Source organism: Paludisphaera borealis, assembly GCF_001956985.1.
Classification (GTDB): Bacteria; Planctomycetota; Planctomycetia; order Isosphaerales; family Isosphaeraceae; genus Paludisphaera; species Paludisphaera borealis.
In genome coordinates, this window is record NZ_CP019082.1 from 3675778 (window position 1) to 3693840 (window position 18063).

15 protein-coding genes and 1 pseudogene are annotated in these 18063 nt (G+C 65.9%); 7 read left to right on the plus strand and 9 right to left on the minus strand.

Features of this window, described 5'->3' with window-relative positions:
- Positions 1 to 49: 49 nt before the first annotated feature.
- Both BSF38_RS14265 and BSF38_RS14270 read left to right on the plus strand, forming a co-directional pair.
- Positions 50 to 253 (plus strand): hypothetical protein, encoded by a 204-nt coding sequence (locus BSF38_RS14265; RefSeq protein WP_076346633.1) that lies wholly within the window; start codon positions 50 to 52, stop codon positions 251 to 253.
- A gap of 97 nt (positions 254 to 350) precedes the next feature.
- Entirely contained in the window at positions 351 to 1388 is a 1038-nt protein-coding gene (locus BSF38_RS14270) for a DUF1559 domain-containing protein (RefSeq protein WP_076346635.1), read from the plus strand.
- Between the two features lie 81 nt (positions 1389 to 1469).
- Here BSF38_RS14270 and BSF38_RS14275 read toward each other — a convergent pair whose 3' ends face one another.
- Positions 1470 to 5054, minus strand: coding sequence for a DUF4214 domain-containing protein (locus tag BSF38_RS14275; protein WP_076346637.1), 3585 nt, complete (start codon positions 5052 to 5054; stop codon positions 1470 to 1472).
- Between the two features lie 596 nt (positions 5055 to 5650).
- Between BSF38_RS14275 and BSF38_RS30730 the strand changes: the two genes are divergently transcribed.
- Together BSF38_RS30730 and BSF38_RS14285 are read left to right on the plus strand one after the other, a co-directional pair.
- Positions 5651 to 6037, plus strand: a complete 387-nt coding sequence (locus BSF38_RS30730; protein WP_145952125.1) for a hypothetical protein — start codon at positions 5651 to 5653, stop codon at positions 6035 to 6037.
- A 79-nt stretch (positions 6038 to 6116) separates the two neighbouring features.
- Positions 6117 to 6974, plus strand: a complete 858-nt coding sequence (locus tag BSF38_RS14285; RefSeq protein ID WP_076350900.1) for an SDR family NAD(P)-dependent oxidoreductase — start codon at positions 6117 to 6119, stop codon at positions 6972 to 6974.
- An 81-nt stretch (positions 6975 to 7055) separates the two neighbouring features.
- Here the strand turns inward: BSF38_RS14285 and BSF38_RS14290 are convergent, their stop codons facing one another.
- Both BSF38_RS14290 and BSF38_RS14295 read right to left on the minus strand, forming a co-directional pair.
- Positions 7056 to 7544 carry an SRPBCC family protein gene (locus BSF38_RS14290; RefSeq protein ID WP_076346641.1) on the minus strand — a complete coding sequence of 163 codons (489 nt, stop codon included), beginning with the start codon at positions 7542 to 7544 and terminating at the stop codon, positions 7056 to 7058.
- A complete protein-coding gene (locus BSF38_RS14295; RefSeq protein ID WP_076346643.1) occupies positions 7528 to 7878 on the minus strand; it encodes an ArsR/SmtB family transcription factor in 351 nt (116 codons plus the stop codon). Before BSF38_RS14295 ends, BSF38_RS14290 begins: the two co-directional genes overlap by 17 nt.
- Positions 7879 to 8206: 328 nt before the next feature.
- Here BSF38_RS14295 and BSF38_RS14300 point away from each other — a divergent pair, with 328 nt between their 5' ends.
- Positions 8207 to 8464, plus strand: a complete 258-nt coding sequence (locus BSF38_RS14300) for a hypothetical protein (protein ID WP_168189374.1) — start codon at positions 8207 to 8209, stop codon at positions 8462 to 8464.
- Positions 8465 to 8668: 204 nt separating this feature from the next.
- Here the strand turns inward: BSF38_RS14300 and BSF38_RS14305 are convergent, their stop codons facing one another.
- The 3 genes from BSF38_RS14305 to BSF38_RS14315 form a co-directional block, all read right to left on the minus strand.
- Positions 8669 to 9955, minus strand: coding sequence for a hypothetical protein (locus BSF38_RS14305; RefSeq protein WP_076346647.1), 1287 nt, complete (start codon positions 9953 to 9955; stop codon positions 8669 to 8671).
- 10 nt (positions 9956 to 9965) lie between these two features.
- Positions 9966 to 10718 carry a ribonuclease III gene (gene rnc, locus BSF38_RS14310; protein ID WP_237170880.1) on the minus strand — a complete coding sequence of 251 codons (753 nt, stop codon included), beginning with the start codon at positions 10716 to 10718 and terminating at the stop codon, positions 9966 to 9968.
- 862 nt (positions 10719 to 11580) lie between these two features.
- Positions 11581 to 12012: a MarR family winged helix-turn-helix transcriptional regulator gene (locus BSF38_RS14315; RefSeq protein WP_076346651.1), complete on the minus strand. Its 432-nt coding sequence runs from the start codon at positions 12010 to 12012 to the stop codon at positions 11581 to 11583.
- Between the two features lie 117 nt (positions 12013 to 12129).
- On the opposite strand from BSF38_RS14315, the gene BSF38_RS14320 reads away from it, so the two are divergent.
- Positions 12130 to 13287, plus strand: a complete 1158-nt coding sequence (locus BSF38_RS14320; RefSeq protein ID WP_076346653.1) for an FAD-dependent oxidoreductase — start codon at positions 12130 to 12132, stop codon at positions 13285 to 13287.
- Between the two features lie 75 nt (positions 13288 to 13362).
- Here the strand turns inward: BSF38_RS14320 and BSF38_RS14325 are convergent, their stop codons facing one another.
- Together BSF38_RS14325 and trxA are read right to left on the minus strand one after the other, a co-directional pair.
- A complete protein-coding gene (locus tag BSF38_RS14325) occupies positions 13363 to 14013 on the minus strand; it encodes a phosphoribosylanthranilate isomerase (RefSeq protein ID WP_076346655.1) in 651 nt (216 codons plus the stop codon).
- 20 nt (positions 14014 to 14033) lie between these two features.
- Positions 14034 to 14366 carry a thioredoxin gene (gene trxA / locus BSF38_RS14330; protein ID WP_076346657.1) on the minus strand — a complete coding sequence of 111 codons (333 nt, stop codon included), beginning with the start codon at positions 14364 to 14366 and terminating at the stop codon, positions 14034 to 14036.
- Between the two features lie 332 nt (positions 14367 to 14698).
- Between trxA and cax the strand changes: the two genes are divergently transcribed.
- Complete coding sequence (cax, locus tag BSF38_RS14335; RefSeq protein ID WP_083713895.1) at positions 14699 to 15865, plus strand: calcium/proton exchanger; 1167 nt, start codon at positions 14699 to 14701, stop codon at positions 15863 to 15865.
- A gap of 242 nt (positions 15866 to 16107) precedes the next feature.
- Here the strand turns inward: cax and BSF38_RS14345 are convergent.
- Positions 16108 to 17220, minus strand: a pseudogene (locus BSF38_RS14345) (exosporium glycoprotein BclB-related protein); the annotation flags it as partial.
- Positions 17221 to 18063 lie beyond the last annotated feature (843 nt).

The window sequence follows — 18063 nt, forward strand, 5'->3', positions numbered from 1 at the left end:
CAGGAGCGGTCGCGGCGCGCGCCGGCTATTTCCATGATGATGAGCTATCATGTTCAACCGAAATTGGGTTATTTTCGCAACCAGTTCGCTGCTGCTGTGTTCGCTCGTCGTCGTGTCGACGGGCTGCGACGGTCCGAGCGAAGGTCCGCCTTCCGAGCCGGCCAAGAAGGCCGAAGAGGGGTCGCGCAACGCGATGGTCGAGTTCATGAAAACCAAGGCGCCCCAGAAGGGCAAAGGCGCGGCGAAGCACTGAGGCCCCAACGACATCCGGCGCGGCCCTCGAAATCAAGAGCCGGCGTCGATCCGCAATTTTCGATTCCTTGATCTTTCGAGTTGAAGAGGGAGAAGCCATGTCGCAGTCACGATCGCGCGGATTCACGCTGATCGAGCTTCTGGTGGTGATCGCGATCATCGCCGTTCTGATCGCCCTGTTGCTGCCGGCGGTGCAGTCGGCCCGCGAGGCGGCCCGCCGAGCCCAGTGCGTCAACAATCTGAAGCAGATCGGCCTGGCGATGCACAACTACCACCAGTCGATCGGTTCGTTCCCGATCGGCAACTCGGTGGCGTACGGCGCGGTCGGCGCTCAGTACAACTGGGGCACCTTCGGCCACCTGCCGATGCTCCTGCCGTACATGGAGCAGACGCCGGTCTACAACGCCATCAACTTCAGTTGGACCGCCTGGGTCGTGGTCTCGGGCCAGCCCGACTACAACAGCACGGCGAACAACGCCATCATCGCCGCCTTCCTGTGCCCGTCCGACGGCAACGCCGGCCGCGACTACAAGAACAGCTACCACGGCTCGTTCGGGACCGGCACCAACCCGTGGGCGACGACGACCAACGGCGTCTTCACGCCGCAGGCCAAGGAAGTCAAGATCTCCGACCTCACCGACGGCACCTCGAACACGATCTCCCACGTCGAGGCGCTCACCACCACCTCCACCCAGCCCAAGGCTCGGTTCCGGGGAGGCGTTTCGGGTCTGGGGCTCACCTCGGACACCACCGTCCTGCCCGACGCGCGCACGAATCTTCCCGCGATTATTCAAGCCGCCCAAACGTGTCAGCAGGCGTACGTCGCGACTCCCGGCCAGTACCCCAACCGGGGCCAGCTCTGGACCTTGGGCTCGCCGGGGTTCACCCTGACGAACATCATCATCACGCCCAACTCGAACCAGTACACGTTCTCGTACTGCCGTTGGGACTGCTCCGCCGATTGCGGCTCGGACTTCGGCCACCTGTTCACCCCCAGCAGCTTCCACTCCGGCGGGGTCAACTCGCTGATGGCCGACGGCTCGGTCCGGTTCATCAAGGACTCGGTCGCGCAGCAGACCTGGATGGCGCTCGGCTCGGGCAATGGAGGCGAAGTGATCTCGGCCGACAGCTATTGACCACCGGCGCTCCGCTCTCAATGCGGCGCGCGCTGACCGAAGGGCCGAGGCGGGGCTCCAACCGCCTCGGCCTTTTTTCGTTCACGCGTTGTCGGTGAACTGGCGGATGTTGGACACGGTCGCCGAGACCGTCGACGTGACGTCGCCGATCAGACTGAAGGCGATCGTGGGAACCATCGTTCCTGCGGCGGCGGTCGAGGAGTTCAACGCGTTGAAGGGCGCCCGCAGCAGCCACGAGTTGAGGTACTGACCGACGCTCAACGTCGCGTACTGCACGCTCGACCCCACGTCCGAGCTGTCGAGGGTCAGCAAGGGAATGCTCGCGTAACCGAGCGTCGCCCCCAGCGACGTCCCCAGCACCTGGGGCGCGGCGAGCAGCCCGCGAATCCAGACCACGAGCTGGACGTCGGCGCCCGCGGGAACGCCCGAGAACTGGACCTGCATATCCATCCCGGCGCCGAGATTGGCGATCCCCTGCGCGGCGACCGGATTGAAGCCGATCGCGTCGATCGCCTGGGAATGGCCGGCGTCGACGGTCAGGGTGATCGAGCTTCCGGTGTCGGCGACCTGACCCGTCGCATACTGTTGCGAATAGCTCAACGGCGTCGGCCCGGTGGGAGTGACGCTCGGCGGCGTAGTCGGCGGCAGCAACGTGTACTGGTTGGCGACGTACGCGGGGATGTTGAACTGGAAGGTCAGGTTGTACGTGTCCGAGTATTTCGCCTTCGCCGAGAGCGTCACGCTGTTGTGGACGGGGTCGATCGAGGCGATCGTGGTCCCGCTGGGAATCGAGTGGTAGAAGAACGCGTCGTCCGACACCGGCATCCCCACGTAGAGGCCCGTCGTATCGATGTTGGGGACGATCGCGCTGCCCGCGGTCAGAGTCACCGAGTTCCGCGTGGTCGACGTCTGCTGCTGGTAGAGGTCGCCCGTGGGAACGGCGGACGGATTCACGAGCGGCGACCAGCCGACGCCGTTCGGCTGGTCCGGGGCCTTGCGGAGGCTCGCCTGGCCGTACCAGGCCGGCGGATAATCGTGCGACCCGATCAAGGTGGGATAAGCGGTCGCCGGGTTCGAGATGTTGACCCCGCCGTAGAGGATCTCGGGATGCATCTGGGCGTCGACGACGCTGGAGAGGCTGTTGTTCTTGGTGTTCGACCCGAAGGCGTTCAGGCCCGTGAAGGCCCCCAGCGCCGTGCCGAAGCCCTCGGTCGAGAAATAGTTGTCGACGAACGTCGAGTTGGTCGACCCGCGTGATCCGGTCACGGGGGTCCGGCTCAGGTTCATCTGCCTCATGTAGTACCACAAGAAGTTCTCGCCCCCTCCCAGGTTGGGGAGGTGGGTGTTGATCGCCTGGTCCAGCTCGGTCAGTTGAGGGCCGGCCTCGGGCGATTCGAGGGTGGTCAACTGGGCGACCGGAACGTTCGCCTGCTGCAAGGCGAGCGTGGCCACCGTGGCGACCTTCGAACCGTGGCTGTGGCCGAGGATGTGGATCAGGCCGCCGCCGGTGCTGTCGCCGTAGGTGAAGAAGCCGGGGGCCAACGCTTGCTGGATGGCCGCCGCCAGCCGCAGACCGTTCGTCTGGGTGTACGATTCCGACTGACCGACGTAGAGGTTCTGCTCCATGAGCAGGTTGAGGTCGGCGCCCTTGAAGATCAGGGCCTGCGCGCCGGTCGACGTCGCCGACTGCGACATCGTGACCTGCGAGGAGCTGTCGATCGACACGATCGAGCCCAGGACCGCGCCGTTCGATCCGACCACGGTCATCCCGGTCGAGAGGCCGGAGGTGTCGAGCCCCGTGATCGACAGGAACCCGTTCTTGAGCGTGCCTTGCTGCGTCTGGATCACGGTTCCGAAGCCCGTGAACGTCAGCGGAGACGTCCCGCTCGTCACGGCGTTCTGCGAGAGGGTCAACTGGCCCGACGTATCGATCGACGCGATCGAAGCGCCCGCCGGAATGCCGCCGCCGGTCGCCGTCATCCCGGCGGTGAGATAGCGAGTGGCGATCCCACTGACGACCGCGCTGCCCGCCGTGAGCGTGCCGGACACCGTGAACTGCGAGGTCAGCACGGTCAGCGTCGCGGTGGGATCGAGCGCGCTGGGGCTCGCCGAGAGCGTGATCTGGTTCTTGGCGGCGTTGATCTTGGTGATGTACGTCGAAGCCGGGATTCCGGGGCCGAGCACCGTCATGCCCGGCAAGAGCTTGCTGACGCTGGAGACCTGGACGACGTTCTGATTCTTGCGGACGTAGGCGTTCACCGCGGTCTGCGAGGGATTGAGCGAGGAAGGCGTGTCGGATTGATCGATCCAACTATAAGCGTAGACCTTGGCGTTCGGGTCGGCGTCGATGATCGACTGGGCGAGGCCCTCGGTCGAGACGTTGGTCACGCCGTTCAGGAGCCATCCCGTATCGGTGCTCGACCACCACTTTAGAGGATTCCCGGGCGTCGAGGCCAAGAGCACCGGCTGCGTCAGGCCCGGAGCCCAGCCGTGGACCAGGAAGTAGACGTTGCTGGGGTCGGCCGACGTGCTGGTGATGCTCCCGGCGGCGACGGGAAGGTCGAACTGCCTCGTCGTCCGGTTGAACTGCTCCAGCCGGTCGAGGTCGTTCACGGGCGACGCGATCTGATGGGCGTTCACGTCCCAGACCAGGGAATCGGTGAAGCCCTTGAGGTTCTTGAACTCGGCCGTAGCGGCCAGCGCGTTGGCCATGTTGGCGACGCTCACGCCGGCCTGGAGCCTGGCGACCCAGTAGGCCTGCTCCTTCGGCGTCGCCTGGCGGCCGAGGACGCCGACGAACGCCAGGCTGACGGCCGTCTGGCGGGCGTCGCCCCGCCCTCGGATCTGGTACTCGCGCGTCTGCACCAGGTTCAGCGCGACGTCCGCGCGCGGCAAGCCGGCGGCGAGCTGCGCGTCCCACGAGGTCAGCTCGGACGACTTCGGCGCGCGTCCCAGAACATTCTGATAGACCACCGTGACGTAACTCGAATTGCTGAGCTTGCTGAGATCGCCGAACGCCTGGACGAACTTCGGCGAGTAGAGGATCTGAGTGACGACGGCGTCCTGGCTGACGCCCAGCTTCTGAAGCTGCACGGCGTTGCGCAGGGCGCCGACGTCGAGCGGGCCGGGGAAGAACGATTCGATCACCTGCGCGACGGGCTCTGACGTCGCGTTGAACTCGGCCGAGTTGTAAAGGCCGCTGAACACGCCGCCGATCGTCGTCTTGCCCGACTGCAACGCCAGGACCTGCTGGTTCAATTCGTCGGCGCCGACCGACCGGTTGAGCACGAGCTGGTAGAGGTTCTGCACCACGGCCGCAGTCGTGGGCGTGACGGCGAAGTTCAGGTTGGCGTACGAGGTCTGGTCGGCCTGGACCACCAGCGTGTCGCTCAGCGATTGGCCGCTGAATCCGAGGAAACCGGACGGCGGCTGGATCGTGATCGTGTGCGAGCCGGGGGCGACGTTCGTGAACTGGTAAAGGCCGAGGCCCGAGCCGCTGGTCCCGGTCGACACCATCGTCGAACCGTCGAGCGTCACGACGACGCCGCCGACGAGGTTCAAGAACGCCGACGCCGGGATCGTCGAACTCGGGGTGACGGGCGAAGGATAAAGCCCCGACGCGTCGAACGTCTGGAACACGCTCCCCGAGATCGTCGCGCTCAGCACCAGGCGCGCTTCCAGCGGTTCCAGGACGAGTCGCCGGCGGCGATCCGTGATCCGGCGAGCGCGCCGGGGTAAATCCACTCGCCGAACAACGCTCCAGGTGATGCCCATGATGAACCGACCCCCGAGTTGAGAGCGATCGCGAGCCCTGTCCATCAGTCGCCCGGCCGCGCCTTCATGTTTGTGTGAGAGCCACGAGATCGATCCGTTGTAACCCGATCCAATCGCGCACGCCAGTAGCTTACTTCGGCCGAGATGGCCTGAACTGGCGAAACCAGCGGCGATTCAGCCTTTTGAGGGGCGTAGGAAAGCCGCGGGATTTTTGCGGGCGGGCGACAAATTGATGTTGGCTGATTCGGGGGATTCTTATAAAGTCCGGCCCAACCCGAGTCGACAGGAGGTCGGCGACGGCGTTTCCGTGAGTCCTCCCCTTTCGATCGATTGTGGTTGACGGATTCGTTCACTTGCGGCGAGGTCTTCTTCCGCCGTTTCCGTACAGGTATCTGGTGTCGAGACTGGGTCGGAGTTCGCCGGGACGGGGCCGTATCGGCTCCGTCGGCGAGACGCGTTCGACCGGGTCGCTGCACGGGAGGTTCGCCATGCGAGACGCCCGCTTGATGTTCTTACTGGGTCGCAAGGCTCTCGGCGTCGTCTTGGCTGGTGGAATATGCTGCTGCGGCTGGGGATGCCATCAGCACCACTATTACTACTACGGCGGCCAGGGCTCCGGAGCGTGCCCCCCAGGGACCGTCGTGCCCAGCACGGTCGCCGGACCGGTCTGCGAGATCCCCAGCACGGTCGACGGCGGAACCGTCGTCAGCTCGCGCGAGACCGTCATCGAGAACGGCCGCAAATCGCGCGTCGTGGTCAGCGAGCCCACCAACTCCAGCCGGTCGTCGCGGTTCGGCTGGCGCAGCGCCGACCTCGAAGACACGCCCGCCATGACGCATGTGGAAGGCGGCCTTGATAATTCCGTTGTGAAATGAATTCCCAAATGTGCTAGAATACCTGGACTGCCACCTTGACGAACGTCAATGAGCCATCCGGGTCACAACTACCATGTCCATGTCGCACCGTCGATCGTGGAATGACACCCGAGCGCTGGTAACCGGCGCATCCTCGGGCCTGGGACGGGCCATCGCCGAGCACCTCGTCCATCTGGGAGCGACGGTCGTCCTGACCGGCCGCTCCGCCGCCAAGCTCGACGCCGTGGCCCACGAGCTGCTGCAATCGGGTGCCTCTCCCGAGCGGATCATCACCGTCGCGGCCGACCTGACCGTCGACAAGGACCGCCAGCGGCTTTTCGATGAGATCGCCAACCGCCTCGGAGCACTCGACCTCGTCGTCAACAACGCCGGGGTCGGGGCGACCGGCCAGTTCGACACCCATGATCCCTGGGTCCTGCGCCGGGTCTTCGAGATCAACTTCTTCGCCATGGCCGAGGTCTGCCGCGCGGCCCAGCCGCTCTTGAGCGAGGGGACCGCCCCGGTGATGGTCGTGATGGGCTCGGTCAACGCGCGTCGCGGCCTGCCCGGCCGGGCCGAGTACAGCGCCAGCAAGTTCGCGGTGTCGGGATTCGTCGAGTCGATCCGAATCGAGTGGCGGCGGTTCGGCATCCACGTCCTCCAGGTCAATCCCGGGTTCTCGGACACCCCGTTCGACGACAACGCGGTAGCGAAGACGGCCCGCGTGTCGGTCTCCGAATGGCGGACGATGCCCGCCGACGCGGTCGCCCGCGCCACGCTCCGGGCGGTCGCACGTCGCAAACGCGAGATCACGCTGACGACCAGGGGCCGACTCCTGGTGTTCATGAACAGGCTCGCGCCCCGGTTCGTCGACTGGGGCCTGTCGCGATGGCTCCTCCGGCACTTCCCCGACGCCCCTTCGCTCCACCGCAAGAAGCCCGCGAGCCAGGCCTCCTGACGGCGGTTGAAAGCGGTTGGAGGGACGACCGTTCCGATTCTCAAGCCCCGCCGGCGACTGTCCTTCGCCCTCGGGCGGGTCTCAGGCGAGCGTCTGGACGTACTCGGCGAGTCGGTCGAAGCTCGCGTTGACGCCTTCCTTCATCCCGGTCTGAAGCGCCGCATCGCGGGCCTCCTTCGACGGGTAGAGCACGGTGCTCGTGACTGTGGTCTTGCCGTCCTCTTCGGAGAGCGTCAGCGTTTTGAGGGTCTCGGGCCAGCCGCCGCCCCACGACTCGGTGGAGACGAGCCGGTCAGGCGGCGTCACCTCCTTGTACACACCGCTCATCTCCATCTCGGCGCCGTCGAGGCCGCGCCAGACGAATCGCCACCTTCCGCCGGGACGGAGATCGATCTCGCAGACCGGCATCGTCCAGCCTCCAGGGCCGAGCATCCAGCGCGGTAGGTGCTCGGAGTTGGTCCAGGCCTCGAAGACGAGCCTGCGCGGCGCGTCGAAGACGCGCGTCATGACGATCTCCCGATCCGACGGCGTCGTGAACGTCGTGGCACCGACCTTATTCGCCGGGCTCATGATTCCTCTCCTTTTCCTTCAGGTGTTGGAGGTACTCATCCAGCCGCTCGAAATTCGCGTCCCAGAACCTTCGATAGTTCTCCGCCCACTCGGCCACCTCCTTCAGCGGCGCCGCCTCAAGCCGGCAGGGGCGCCACTGCGCCTCGCGACCTCGCGCGATCAGGCCGGCGTGTTCAAGCACCCGGAGATGCTTGGAAACCGCCGGACCACTCATCGCAAACGGCACCGACAGCTCCTTCACCGTCGCCGGCCCCGCGGCAAGGTGAGCGAGAATCGCCCGGCGCGTGGGGTCGGACAGCGCGGCGAACGTGGTGCTGAGTGAGTCAACGGCCATGCGTATCTATCCAACTGGTTACCTAACCGATTAGTTACATACACGGCGAACAATCGCCTGTCAAGCGCGCTCCGGGCGGCTTTCCTCGCTCGCGGTGCGTGGAATCGACGCCGACGGTCTGGGCGGATCGACGCTTCCGGCGATTGATCTGGAAGGGCTTGAAAAGAGAAGCCAATCGCTCGACAATGTACTCATTGGGTTCAAATAATTCGCCACCCACCTGTCGACTGGAGATCGCGCCATGTCGGAAAGCAGCATCGAAGCGTTGAGCCTTCGCATGGATCGGCTCGATAGGGAGAATCGTCGCTTGAAGCGAATCGTTCTTTCGTTGCTCCTCGCCGTCGCCGGCTTGGGCGTGGCTGGCGCGGCGACCTTCGAGGAGAGGGAAATCCTGATCCGCGACCCCAATAACAACGCCGTCAGGATCAAACTGACCACCAATCCGGAAAATGGATCGGCCGGCATCGAGATCTACGACCGCCAGGGCAGGCGTAGGATCGTGCTGGGGACCAGGGCTGACGATGATCTGCCGGGCCTGTTCTATTTCGATCAGAACGGCAATTCCAAGCGCCAGGACAACGATTGAGGCGCGTCCAAGTAATACATCGTGCAAAGCCAACAGGAAGCAACTTGCTTTGATGGACCGAGGGTGCCACGGGTCGTACTCGCCCCGCGCCGCACGGGTTCGGAGCGCCAAACCTCGTGACACCCACATGCCTGCACGGATTTGCTCAATGCGTAAGCCGAACCTCGGCGGGGCCCACGTCATGCCGAAGTTCGGAAGGCCAAGCTACGACGACGGCGGCGACACCGGAGTTCGCGAGGCGGATCGCTGGAGCGAGGCGCCGAGCAGTCGGCGCGCGTTCATGGTGGGGCGGAACATCATGACGATCGCCAGGGGAAGGTACAGGAGCACCAGCGTTCCCCCCTTTTCGAGATACCAGAACTGGCTGGCGACCAGCAGCGCGGCGGATAGGGAGATCAGCTCCGAGAGGTCTTTGCGGGCGGGAACGAAGATCGTCACGATCACCAGCGCGAGGTAGCCGATCAGTACCGGGAGCCGGAAGCTGGAGTCGAAGCCGACCCAGAAGCTGCCGTCGGAACGGGGCTCGAACCGGGGGAGCAGGCCGACCTCGGCGATGCTCCGGGCGCCAAGGGCGCTCGCCCATTGCGAGAGCCCCGGGCCGAACGAGCCCAGCAGGGCGCAGGCCAACGCCACCGAAACCGAGACCAGCAGGTACCTGAGCCGCGATTTCCCCTTGTAGAACCCCGCCCACAGGGCGATCAGACCCAGGCAGGCGGGAATCCAGCCGGCCGCCAGGCCGATCAACAGGCCCGAGATCGTGGGCCGGGTGTGCCAGAACACCGCATAGATGATCAGGGCCGAGGGGATCAACTGACCGCTGTCCACCAGCGCCACGCGACTGTACGGCAACAGCAGGTAACAGGCCGCCATCGACAGGCCCGTGATCGACCGCTCGAAATGCTTCCAGCCGATCAGCCAGAGCCCACTGACCAGTCCCAGATGAGCCAGGACCGCCAGCACCCGCGAGAGGATCACCTGCAACGGCTTGTGCTTGAGCGATTCGGGGAGCGGCGCGATCTCGAGCACCTGCTTGACCGCGACGTTCTCCTCGGTCGGCGATGGCGGTCGGCCGGCCAGCTCCTCCCTTGCCGACGGCTCGGCCGGGTTCCGCGCGGCCCCTTCCTCGACGGGCAGGCTGACGGTCTCGACCAGCAGCAGCCCGAGCACCCCGACCGACAGGCAGAACAGGCCCGAGGCGTTCAGGTTGGGTTCAAGCAACGGCCGCCGCGAGAACCCCAGGTCGACCAGGCAGCGCACCAGCCAGGCGGCCGAGCCGAGGAACAGCAGCACGTAGGCCGCGAACGGCTGCGCCGGCCGGCTGCCGACGATCATCATCATGCCGGGAACCAGCGCGAACAAGAGGATCAGGTCGAGGTTCCGGATGCTCCAGAACCGGCTGAACTTGAAGAACAGGGTGACGCACCCCAGGAACGACAGGAACAGCCAGGTCGCCGGTCCCAATCCCAGGTCGGAAACGAGTGTACCGTTCACGGCGACCTCGTCAGTCCGACTCGAAGGGGAGGGGGGAGCCCGCGAGCTGGCAGAGCGCGTTCATGGCGGCCCGCTGTTCGGCTTCTTTCTTGTTGCGTCCCCAGGCCGGGGCGTAGCAGTTGCGGCCGATCTGGGCGGCGATCTTGAAGCACTTGGAGTGGTCCGGGCCCTTCTCGTCGAGCAACAGGTAGGTCGGGGTCGCGCCGAAGTCGCGCTGGGCGGCGTGCTGGAGGTTGCTCTTGTAGTTCAGCCCGTTCTGACCGTCGACGGCCGCGTCGATCTCGGGCTCGATGTGGCCGACGATGAACCGCTGCGCCGCCTCCATGCCGCCGTCGAGGAAGATGGCCCCGATCAGGCTCTCGAACATGTCGGCGAGGACCGACGGCGGGGTCTGGTCTTGCGACCCCATCCCCTTGCCCAGGAACAGGTAGATTTCGAGCGACAGCGATTCCGAGATCTTGGCGCAGGTGCGCCGCGAGACCACGATCGACTTGATCCGCGTCAGCTCGCCTTCCTGATAGTCGGGATACTTGCGGAACAGCAGCTCGCAGACGACGGCACCGAGGATGGCGTCGCCGAGGAATTCAAGCCGCTCGTTCGAAGCCAGCCGGTGATTGGCGCCCGAGGCGTGCGTGAGCGCCTCGCGGAGCAGATCCTCGTCGCGAAACTCATAGCCGAGAACGGCCTGGCAATCGGCGAACAGCCGGGAATCGTCCCGATGAGTCGTGGGTGGTGTCGCGGCGATGGTAGAGATTCCAAGCAATGGCGAGGGGAGCCCGAACATGATCGAGCGCGAGACTAACAGATCAGGCTATCTCTCGAACCCGCCCTTGTCAATCGTCCGGTGCGTCACTCTCGCCATGCCCGCGCCCGCCGGCCGAACCGCTTCCTTCAATAGAATCCAACCGACCCAACCATCGCCGGCGAATGGGTTCGTTCGCGCCGATTTCATCGCTCGCCACGTCGAACCCCGCCCGGAAGCAACCCCGAAACCCGGGCGCGGGATTGGCTTCGATTGGCCCGAAACGCCCTTTCCGCGGGATGTCTATCGTCCAGCTCCAGGCTGTGGGAGCGGGCCAGCGATTGGGTTCGTTCGCGCCCCGGCGAATGCCTCATCCTGAGTCATAACCCCTTATAAATTCAGGCTTTCTCATAATTTCGCCACATTGGCTTCGTTCGCGCCGAAAGCTCGGTTTCAATCCCCGGCCGTCGGTCGTTTCCCGCCCGGCCGAGATCCTCCGCCGCCCAGGAATTTTGGGTTCGATCGCGCGGTTTTCGGGGGAGGATCGCCCGAAGGAGCGGCACCGGCCGGCCCTGGGGAATTGGCTTCCTTCGCGCGTGTTTTCAAAGTTCGGCCGAGGCGTCCCCCGGCCTATCACCACAACCGAATTATCAAGGAGCGCGGGACTGCCCGAGGGAAAGGCAGAGTTCCCCGCCTTAAGTGTACTACGAGTTGACCAGGGCCGTTTCCAGGGAGGAGCCAAGAGGATGGCAAAGTTAACGAGGATGGGCGAGAACTCGTCCACAGATGGACACAGATGAAGAGGGATCAGGCAAGGGCGTCTGTTTGGGACGTCTTCGTCTTCCGCCTCATGACGCCTTGCTCTTTTCCGGGTTCTGCCACCCTAGGTTTTTTCCACGTTGGCGACGATCCTCATCAGCATGCCGGCGAGGAGCTTCCTCTCGGCGTCGTCGAAACCCGCCAGGGCCTCTTCAGCGGCCTGAGTCCGTAGGGCCGCCAAAGCGGGGAGCTTTGCGATGGCCGCGGGAGTCAGGCGTATCAAGCTGCTGCGGCCGTCGGCGGGATCAGGCTCGCGTCGGATCAAACCGTCGCGTTCCATGCGCGAGAGCGTCGCCGCCATTGTCGGCTGTTCGACCCCCGCGATCCTGGCCAGGGCCGTCTGCGAGAGCGTGGAACCGTCCTGCAAAGCCGCAAAGACTGGGAGTTGAGCGCCCGTGAGGCCGAGCGACTTCAGCCGCGCGTCCCCTACGCGGGTGAGCAGCCGCGCCGTGCGGCCAATGAGATGCTCGGCGGTGTGCTTCGGAATCCATGCCATAACGCGATTATCCCCATTCTTCCCTTGCCACGCAAATCCATAGCATGCTATACATCGACCAATGCCGCTTCTCGGGCTTAAATACCGATCGGGCTCAGGAGGACCAGGATGAGAGACATGAAGGAACGTCCTCGTATCGCAATCGTGGGCGGCGGGCCGGGCGGCCTGACGCTCGCGCGGATCTTGCACGCTCGTGGGGTCGTCTCGACTGTGTTCGAACGCGAAGCCTCGGTGCTCGACAGGTCGCAGGGCGGGTCTTTGGACCTCCACGCCGACACCGGCCAGCACGCCCTGCGCCTGGCGGGGCTGGAGGATGAATTTCTGAGCGTCGCGCGATACGAAGATCAGGGTATGCGGCTCTTCGATCGGGACGGAGTCACCCACTACGAGGAGGAGGGAGGGGCGGCCGATTCCGATCGCCCCGAAGTCGATCGCCCCGCGTTGCGGCGAATCCTCCTTGATTCCCTCCCGTCGGGCGTCGTGCAGTGGGGCCGCCGGGTGTTGACGATCGAGACACGAGACGACGGGGCTTTTGAATTGATTTTCGAGGGCGGGCATACCGAGGGTTTCGACCTGGTGGTTGGGGCCGACGGCGCTCGCTCGCGCGTCCGGCCGCTCGTCTCCCGCGCGGTGCCGGCCTACACCGGCGTGACGTTCGTTTCGTTAAGCCTCGACGATGTGGACGAGCGGCATCCCGACGTCTCACGGCTGGTCGGCCACGGCATGTTGTTCGCCTTGGGGGACAACAAGGGACTGCTCGCGCATCGTGATGCGAACGCCCACGTGGGCGTCTACGTCGCGTTGCGGGCGCCCGAGGATTGGGCGTCTTCGCGCTCCCTCGACGCCGGCCTTCCCGACGAGACGAAGACCAAGCTGGCCGCGAATTTCCCAGGCTGGTCGCCCAGGCTGCTCGCCCTGATCCACGAGGCCGGCGACCGGATCGTCCCGCTTCCGCTCTACGCGTTGCCCGTGGGCCATCGCTGGGAGAATCGACCGGGCGTCACCCTGCTCGGCGACGCCGCCCACGTCATGTCACCCTTCACGGGGGAGGGGGTGAATCTGGCCATGATCGACGCGGCGGACCTGGCGCTCGCCCTCGCCGACGCGGACGATTGGCGGGCTGCGGTGCGAGACTACGAGTCGAAGATGTTCGCTCGCGCAGAGATCGCCGCCGCCGGGGCGGCGGAAGGCATCGAATCCGCGTTCTTGGACGATGGGCTGGAGCGCACATTGCGACAGATGCAAGACCGTCGAGCAAACCCCTCTGCCGCATGATCGTCTCGCCGACGGCGGCCTTGCCGACGTTCGGATTCGGCCCCCCCCGGTAGAGGGACGCGACTTCAGTCCACCTCACCGAGCAGCAGCCCGCACGAACGCGCGGACTTTGTCGAGGTCCTTCACGCCGGGCGACGATTCGACGCCGCTGGCGGCGTCGACCATCCAGGGGCGGACGCGGGCGGCGCGGGCGGCGACGTTGTCGGCGGTGAGGCCGCCGGCGAGCATCAGGCGAGGCAGGGGGGGGAGGCCGTCCATCAGGTCGTCGTCGATCAGTTCGCCGGTGCCCCCGGCGCGGCCGGGCGACCAGGCGTCGATCAGGACGGCGTCGGGCGATCGGCCCAGCCGATCAGCGCGTTCGAGATAGGCCGACATGGCCGCGACGGCCGAGGCGTCGCGGAGCCGGAACGCCCGAATGACGAAGAACTCGCTCAGCGCGACCACGTCTTCGACGGGCTCGTCGCCGTGAAGCTGGACCCGCGTCAGGCCGAGGCGGGCGCAGACCTCGCGGACCTCGTCGGCGGGGCGGTTGACGAACAGGCCGACGGCGACGGCGCGGGTCGGCAGGGCCGAGAGGATCGTCTCGGCCCGCTCGACGGTGACGAACCGGGGGGACGCGGGATGAAAATTGAGCCCGATCCAGTCGGCCCCGGCCTGCAAGCAGTCGAGGGCGTTGGCGGGCTCAGTCAGGCCGCAGACTTTGATTCCCGGACTTTGGCGGAACATCAATCGATGGGTCCCGCGGCTCAGGCGACGCCGAGCTTCCCGAGGGTGTCTTTGAACTTGTTGATCGGGTTGACGCCGACCAGCCGGTCGACTTCCTTGCCCCCCTGGAAGACCAGGACCGTCGGAATGGCGGAGATCCGCAGGCCGCCGGGCGTGTCGGAGTTTTCGTCGGTGTTCATCTTCCCGACCTTCACCTTGTCGCCGAACTCCTCGGCGATCTTCTCGATCGTGGGAGCCAGCATGCGGCAAGGGCCGCACCACGGCGCCCAGAAATCGACGATCACGGGAACCGAGGAATCGAGCACTTCCGACTTCCAGTTGGCGTCGGTAAACTCCTTCACGCTGCCGGCCATGATTTGATGCCTCGCTAGCTACGGTACGGACTTCTTGAGAGATCAAGTTCAACGTAAACTGATCGGGCTCACGGGGGCCAATCGATGGCGACGCACGATTGCATTTTGTAGGGTGGGCACTGCCCACCGTCCGACCCCGCTTCGGCGTCGGGGGTTGGAAACGGTGGGCAGTGCCCACCCTACAAAAGAAAGTCGCGCCGCCAGACGCCCTGCGATGAGCCACGGATCGTTCCCCGGGACTTTCCCAGGAAACTTGGAGGCATTATAAGTTGGACCGACAGCGAGTCAACCATCGTGAAGCCGGTGAGGACGCGGCGGGCGAGCCGTCGGCGCTGTCGGCCTTCGACCCGCGACAAGCAGGATGGTCGCGGCTCTTGCTCCTGGCCGTCCCGCTGGCGATCGTCCTGCGGTTCGCGGGCGCCGGCCCGATCTGGTTGTTCGTGGCGGCTTGCGCGGCGATCATCCCGCTGGCCGGCCTGATGGGCGAGGCGACTGAACAGCTCGCCCAACGGCTCGGTCCGGGGATCGGCGGGCTGCTCAACGCCACGTTCGGCAACGCGGCCGAGCTGATCATCGCGCTGTTCGCCCTGTTCAACGGCCTCGACGGCGTCGTCAAGGCGTCGCTGACCGGCAGTATCGTGGGCAACACGCTGCTGGTGCTGGGGGCGAGCTTCCTGGCCGGCGGGCTGAAGTACAACACGCAGCGGTTCAACAAGACCGCCGCGGGGGTCAGCTCGACGATGATGGTGCTGGCGGCGATCGCCCTCCTCGTGCCGGCGATCTTCCACTCGCTGCCGGAAGTCACGCGGGCCGACACGATCCTCGAGCACGAGCTGAGCATCGGCGTCTCGATCATCCTCATGTTGACCTACGCCGCCCACCTGGTCTTCAGCCTGGGAACGCACCGCGACCTGTTCAACCCGAAAGGCGAGGACCCGCACGCGGGGGAGGAACAGTGGGGCACGACGCGATCCGTGAGCCTCCTGGTCGTGGCGACCCTCTTGATCGCCTGGATGAGCGAGATCCTCGTGGGCGCGGTCGAGGGGGCGAGTCATACGCTGGGCATGAACGCGGTGTTCGTCGGCGTCATCGTGGTTGCGATCGTCGGCAACGCGGCCGAGCACTCGACGGCCGTCATCGTGGCGATGAAGAACCAGATGGACCTGTCGGTGGGCATCGCGATCGGCTCGTCGCTCCAGATCGCGCTCTTCGTCGCCCCGGTCCTGGTCTTCGCCAGCTACCTCCGGGCCGAACCGATGGACCTCCGCTTCAGCACACTCGAAGTCGTGGCCGTGCTCCTCTCGGTCATGCTCGCCCGCATGGTCTGCGAGGACGGCGAATCGAACTGGCTCGAAGGGCTGATGCTCCTGATGGTCTACGCCATCCTCGCCCTGGCCTTCTTCTTCCTCCCCGGTCGCGGCAGGGTCGAGCGCCACGCGAAAGCGGACGCGGCTTTGCCGGCCGTCGCGGCCGAGAGGGCCCTCCCCGCCTCGCCATGATGGATGGGGACGCCCCCCGGCTGGGCCTGCCCCGCCGTCGTCCACCTCGAGTCCGGCACGGTCGAATCCGACGACATCGAGTGGTGCTGGGGCGATCGCACACACCTCGACCGCTTCCGCTGCACGGTGCCCACCGACGCCGTTTCCGCGCTTGTTCAAACGAGAGAGGCTCCTTTCCTCCTGACAAGAAAAGGAGCCTCTCGGATGTTTGATGCTTCAGAGAGAAAGGGGTCAGGGGATGCTCACCCGCCGCTGGCGATGCTCACGCCGCCGCTCATGTAACCTGTAACGGTGTTGACCAAGGAAAGTCCAGTGGCCGTGATCGAGTAGACCATGAGCAGCCGAGTCTGCGCAGTGACCGGGATATTCAGTCCGGTCGTGAGGCCGTTGCTGATCGTCCCGAGCCCATCAACGCCCGTGAGCGCCGGAGCCAGAGTGACGACTGCGCCCGCAATCGGCGTGAAGATGTTGTCAGGCGTCGCCGACGAGTAAAGCTGGGCCGTGATGGTAACGGTCGAGCCGACGAGAACGAGCGGATTGGTCAAACTGAAATATGCCGCGAGGGACGTAATAGTGCCGTTGAGCGGTATCGAGAAGGCCTCATCGAGATCGATCCCAGGCCCGCCAGTGAGGTCAATCGTCGCTCCGAGCGGAGAAGACATCTCCACCGAGTCTCCGAAGCCGACGAGTACAGGTTGACCCGCCAAGCCGCCCGCAATCGAGGTCATGCTTGCCGGCATACCCGATGAGAACGGGATAATTACGGAGGCTCCTGCGCCGGGGGCACCCGTGGCCCCTGTCGCACCCGTCGCCCCTGTCGCGCCCGTGGCCCCGGGATCGCCCGCAGCTCCGGTGGCTCCGGTGGCGCCCGTGGCTCCGGTGGCGCCCGTGGCTCCGGTGGCCCCAGTCGCGCCCGTGGCCCCGGGATCGCCCGCGGCTCCGGTGGCTCCGGTGGCTCCGGTGGCCCCTGTCGCGCCCGTCGCACCCGTAGCCCCGGGATCGCCCGCGGCTCCGGTGGCGCCCGTGGCTCCGGTGGCCCCTGTCGCGCCCGTGGCCCCGGGATCGCCCGCGGCCCCTGTCGCGCCCGCGGCCCCTGTCGCGCCCGTGGCCCCGGGATCGCCCGCGGCTCCGGTGGCGCCCGCGGCCCCTGTCGCGCCCGTCGCGCCCGCGGCTCCGGTGGCGCCCGTGGCTCCGGTGGCACCCGGGGCCCCTGTCGCGCCCGGGGCTCCGGTGGCTCCGGTGGCTCCGGTATCGCCCGTGGCTCCCGGGGTGCCCGGGGCTCCGGTGGCTCCGGTATCGCCCGCGGCTCCGGTGGCGCCCGTGGCCCCTGTCGCGCCCGTGGCCCCTGTCGCGCCCGTGAGCGCGTTGACAGCCGCGTTAAACGTGGCGGCGGCCTGCGGCACGGTCGTACGGCCGAGGGTGACGGCGGGTCGATTCGGCCTCGAATACGTGATGTAGAGCGAGTCGCTGTTCTCGAAGACCGAAGCGGGGATCCCGCCGTTCGTCGTCATCCCGATCAACGCCGTGAAGTGATGATTCACGACCTTGACCGCCTGGACCTCGTCGAACAGGAGAGTACCGCCGTTGGCCTTGCTATAGATCCGGAATCGAAGTGCGATGGCCTGGGTGTTGGGGCACTGGAGGTTGCCCGAGTACTGGATCACCCCCGCGGTTGGCGATACCGCGAAAATCGTCGCCTGTCGGGCAGCCTGGGGGCTCTGGGCGACTCTCGTCATCTGCACCGAATGGGCGCGATTGAAAGGGGCACTAAGGGTCGCAATCTGATGCGGGGCTGCCTGGAGTTTGGGATGCGCATTCGAGCCGTGCGCGAGCGGCGCCGCAATCATCCATGCCCTAACGAGAGTGTCGGGGCCGCTCAGGACGACACGGGGCTCGAGAGCGTCCTGGATTCGGGCTCGGAACTTACGGCTTGTTCGCTTCTGCATGGGTGTGGCCTCTGTTGGGATCACCGGGGAAGGTCTGGCTTTAGCATCACCCTAGAACACGTAAGCCGCCGATGCTGGCTGATTTGTCGGCATGCGAAAATGAGGCGAACTGGAGGGGGGGCGGCCGACGCCAAGCCGGCGGGTGTCGACTCCCCGCGTCGCCATGTCGTATGGTCCCGGGTGAGTGGCGCATCGGCCGCCACCGATCCCAAGGGCTGACGCGGCCCAGAAATCCCGAGATCCGGCGGAGGA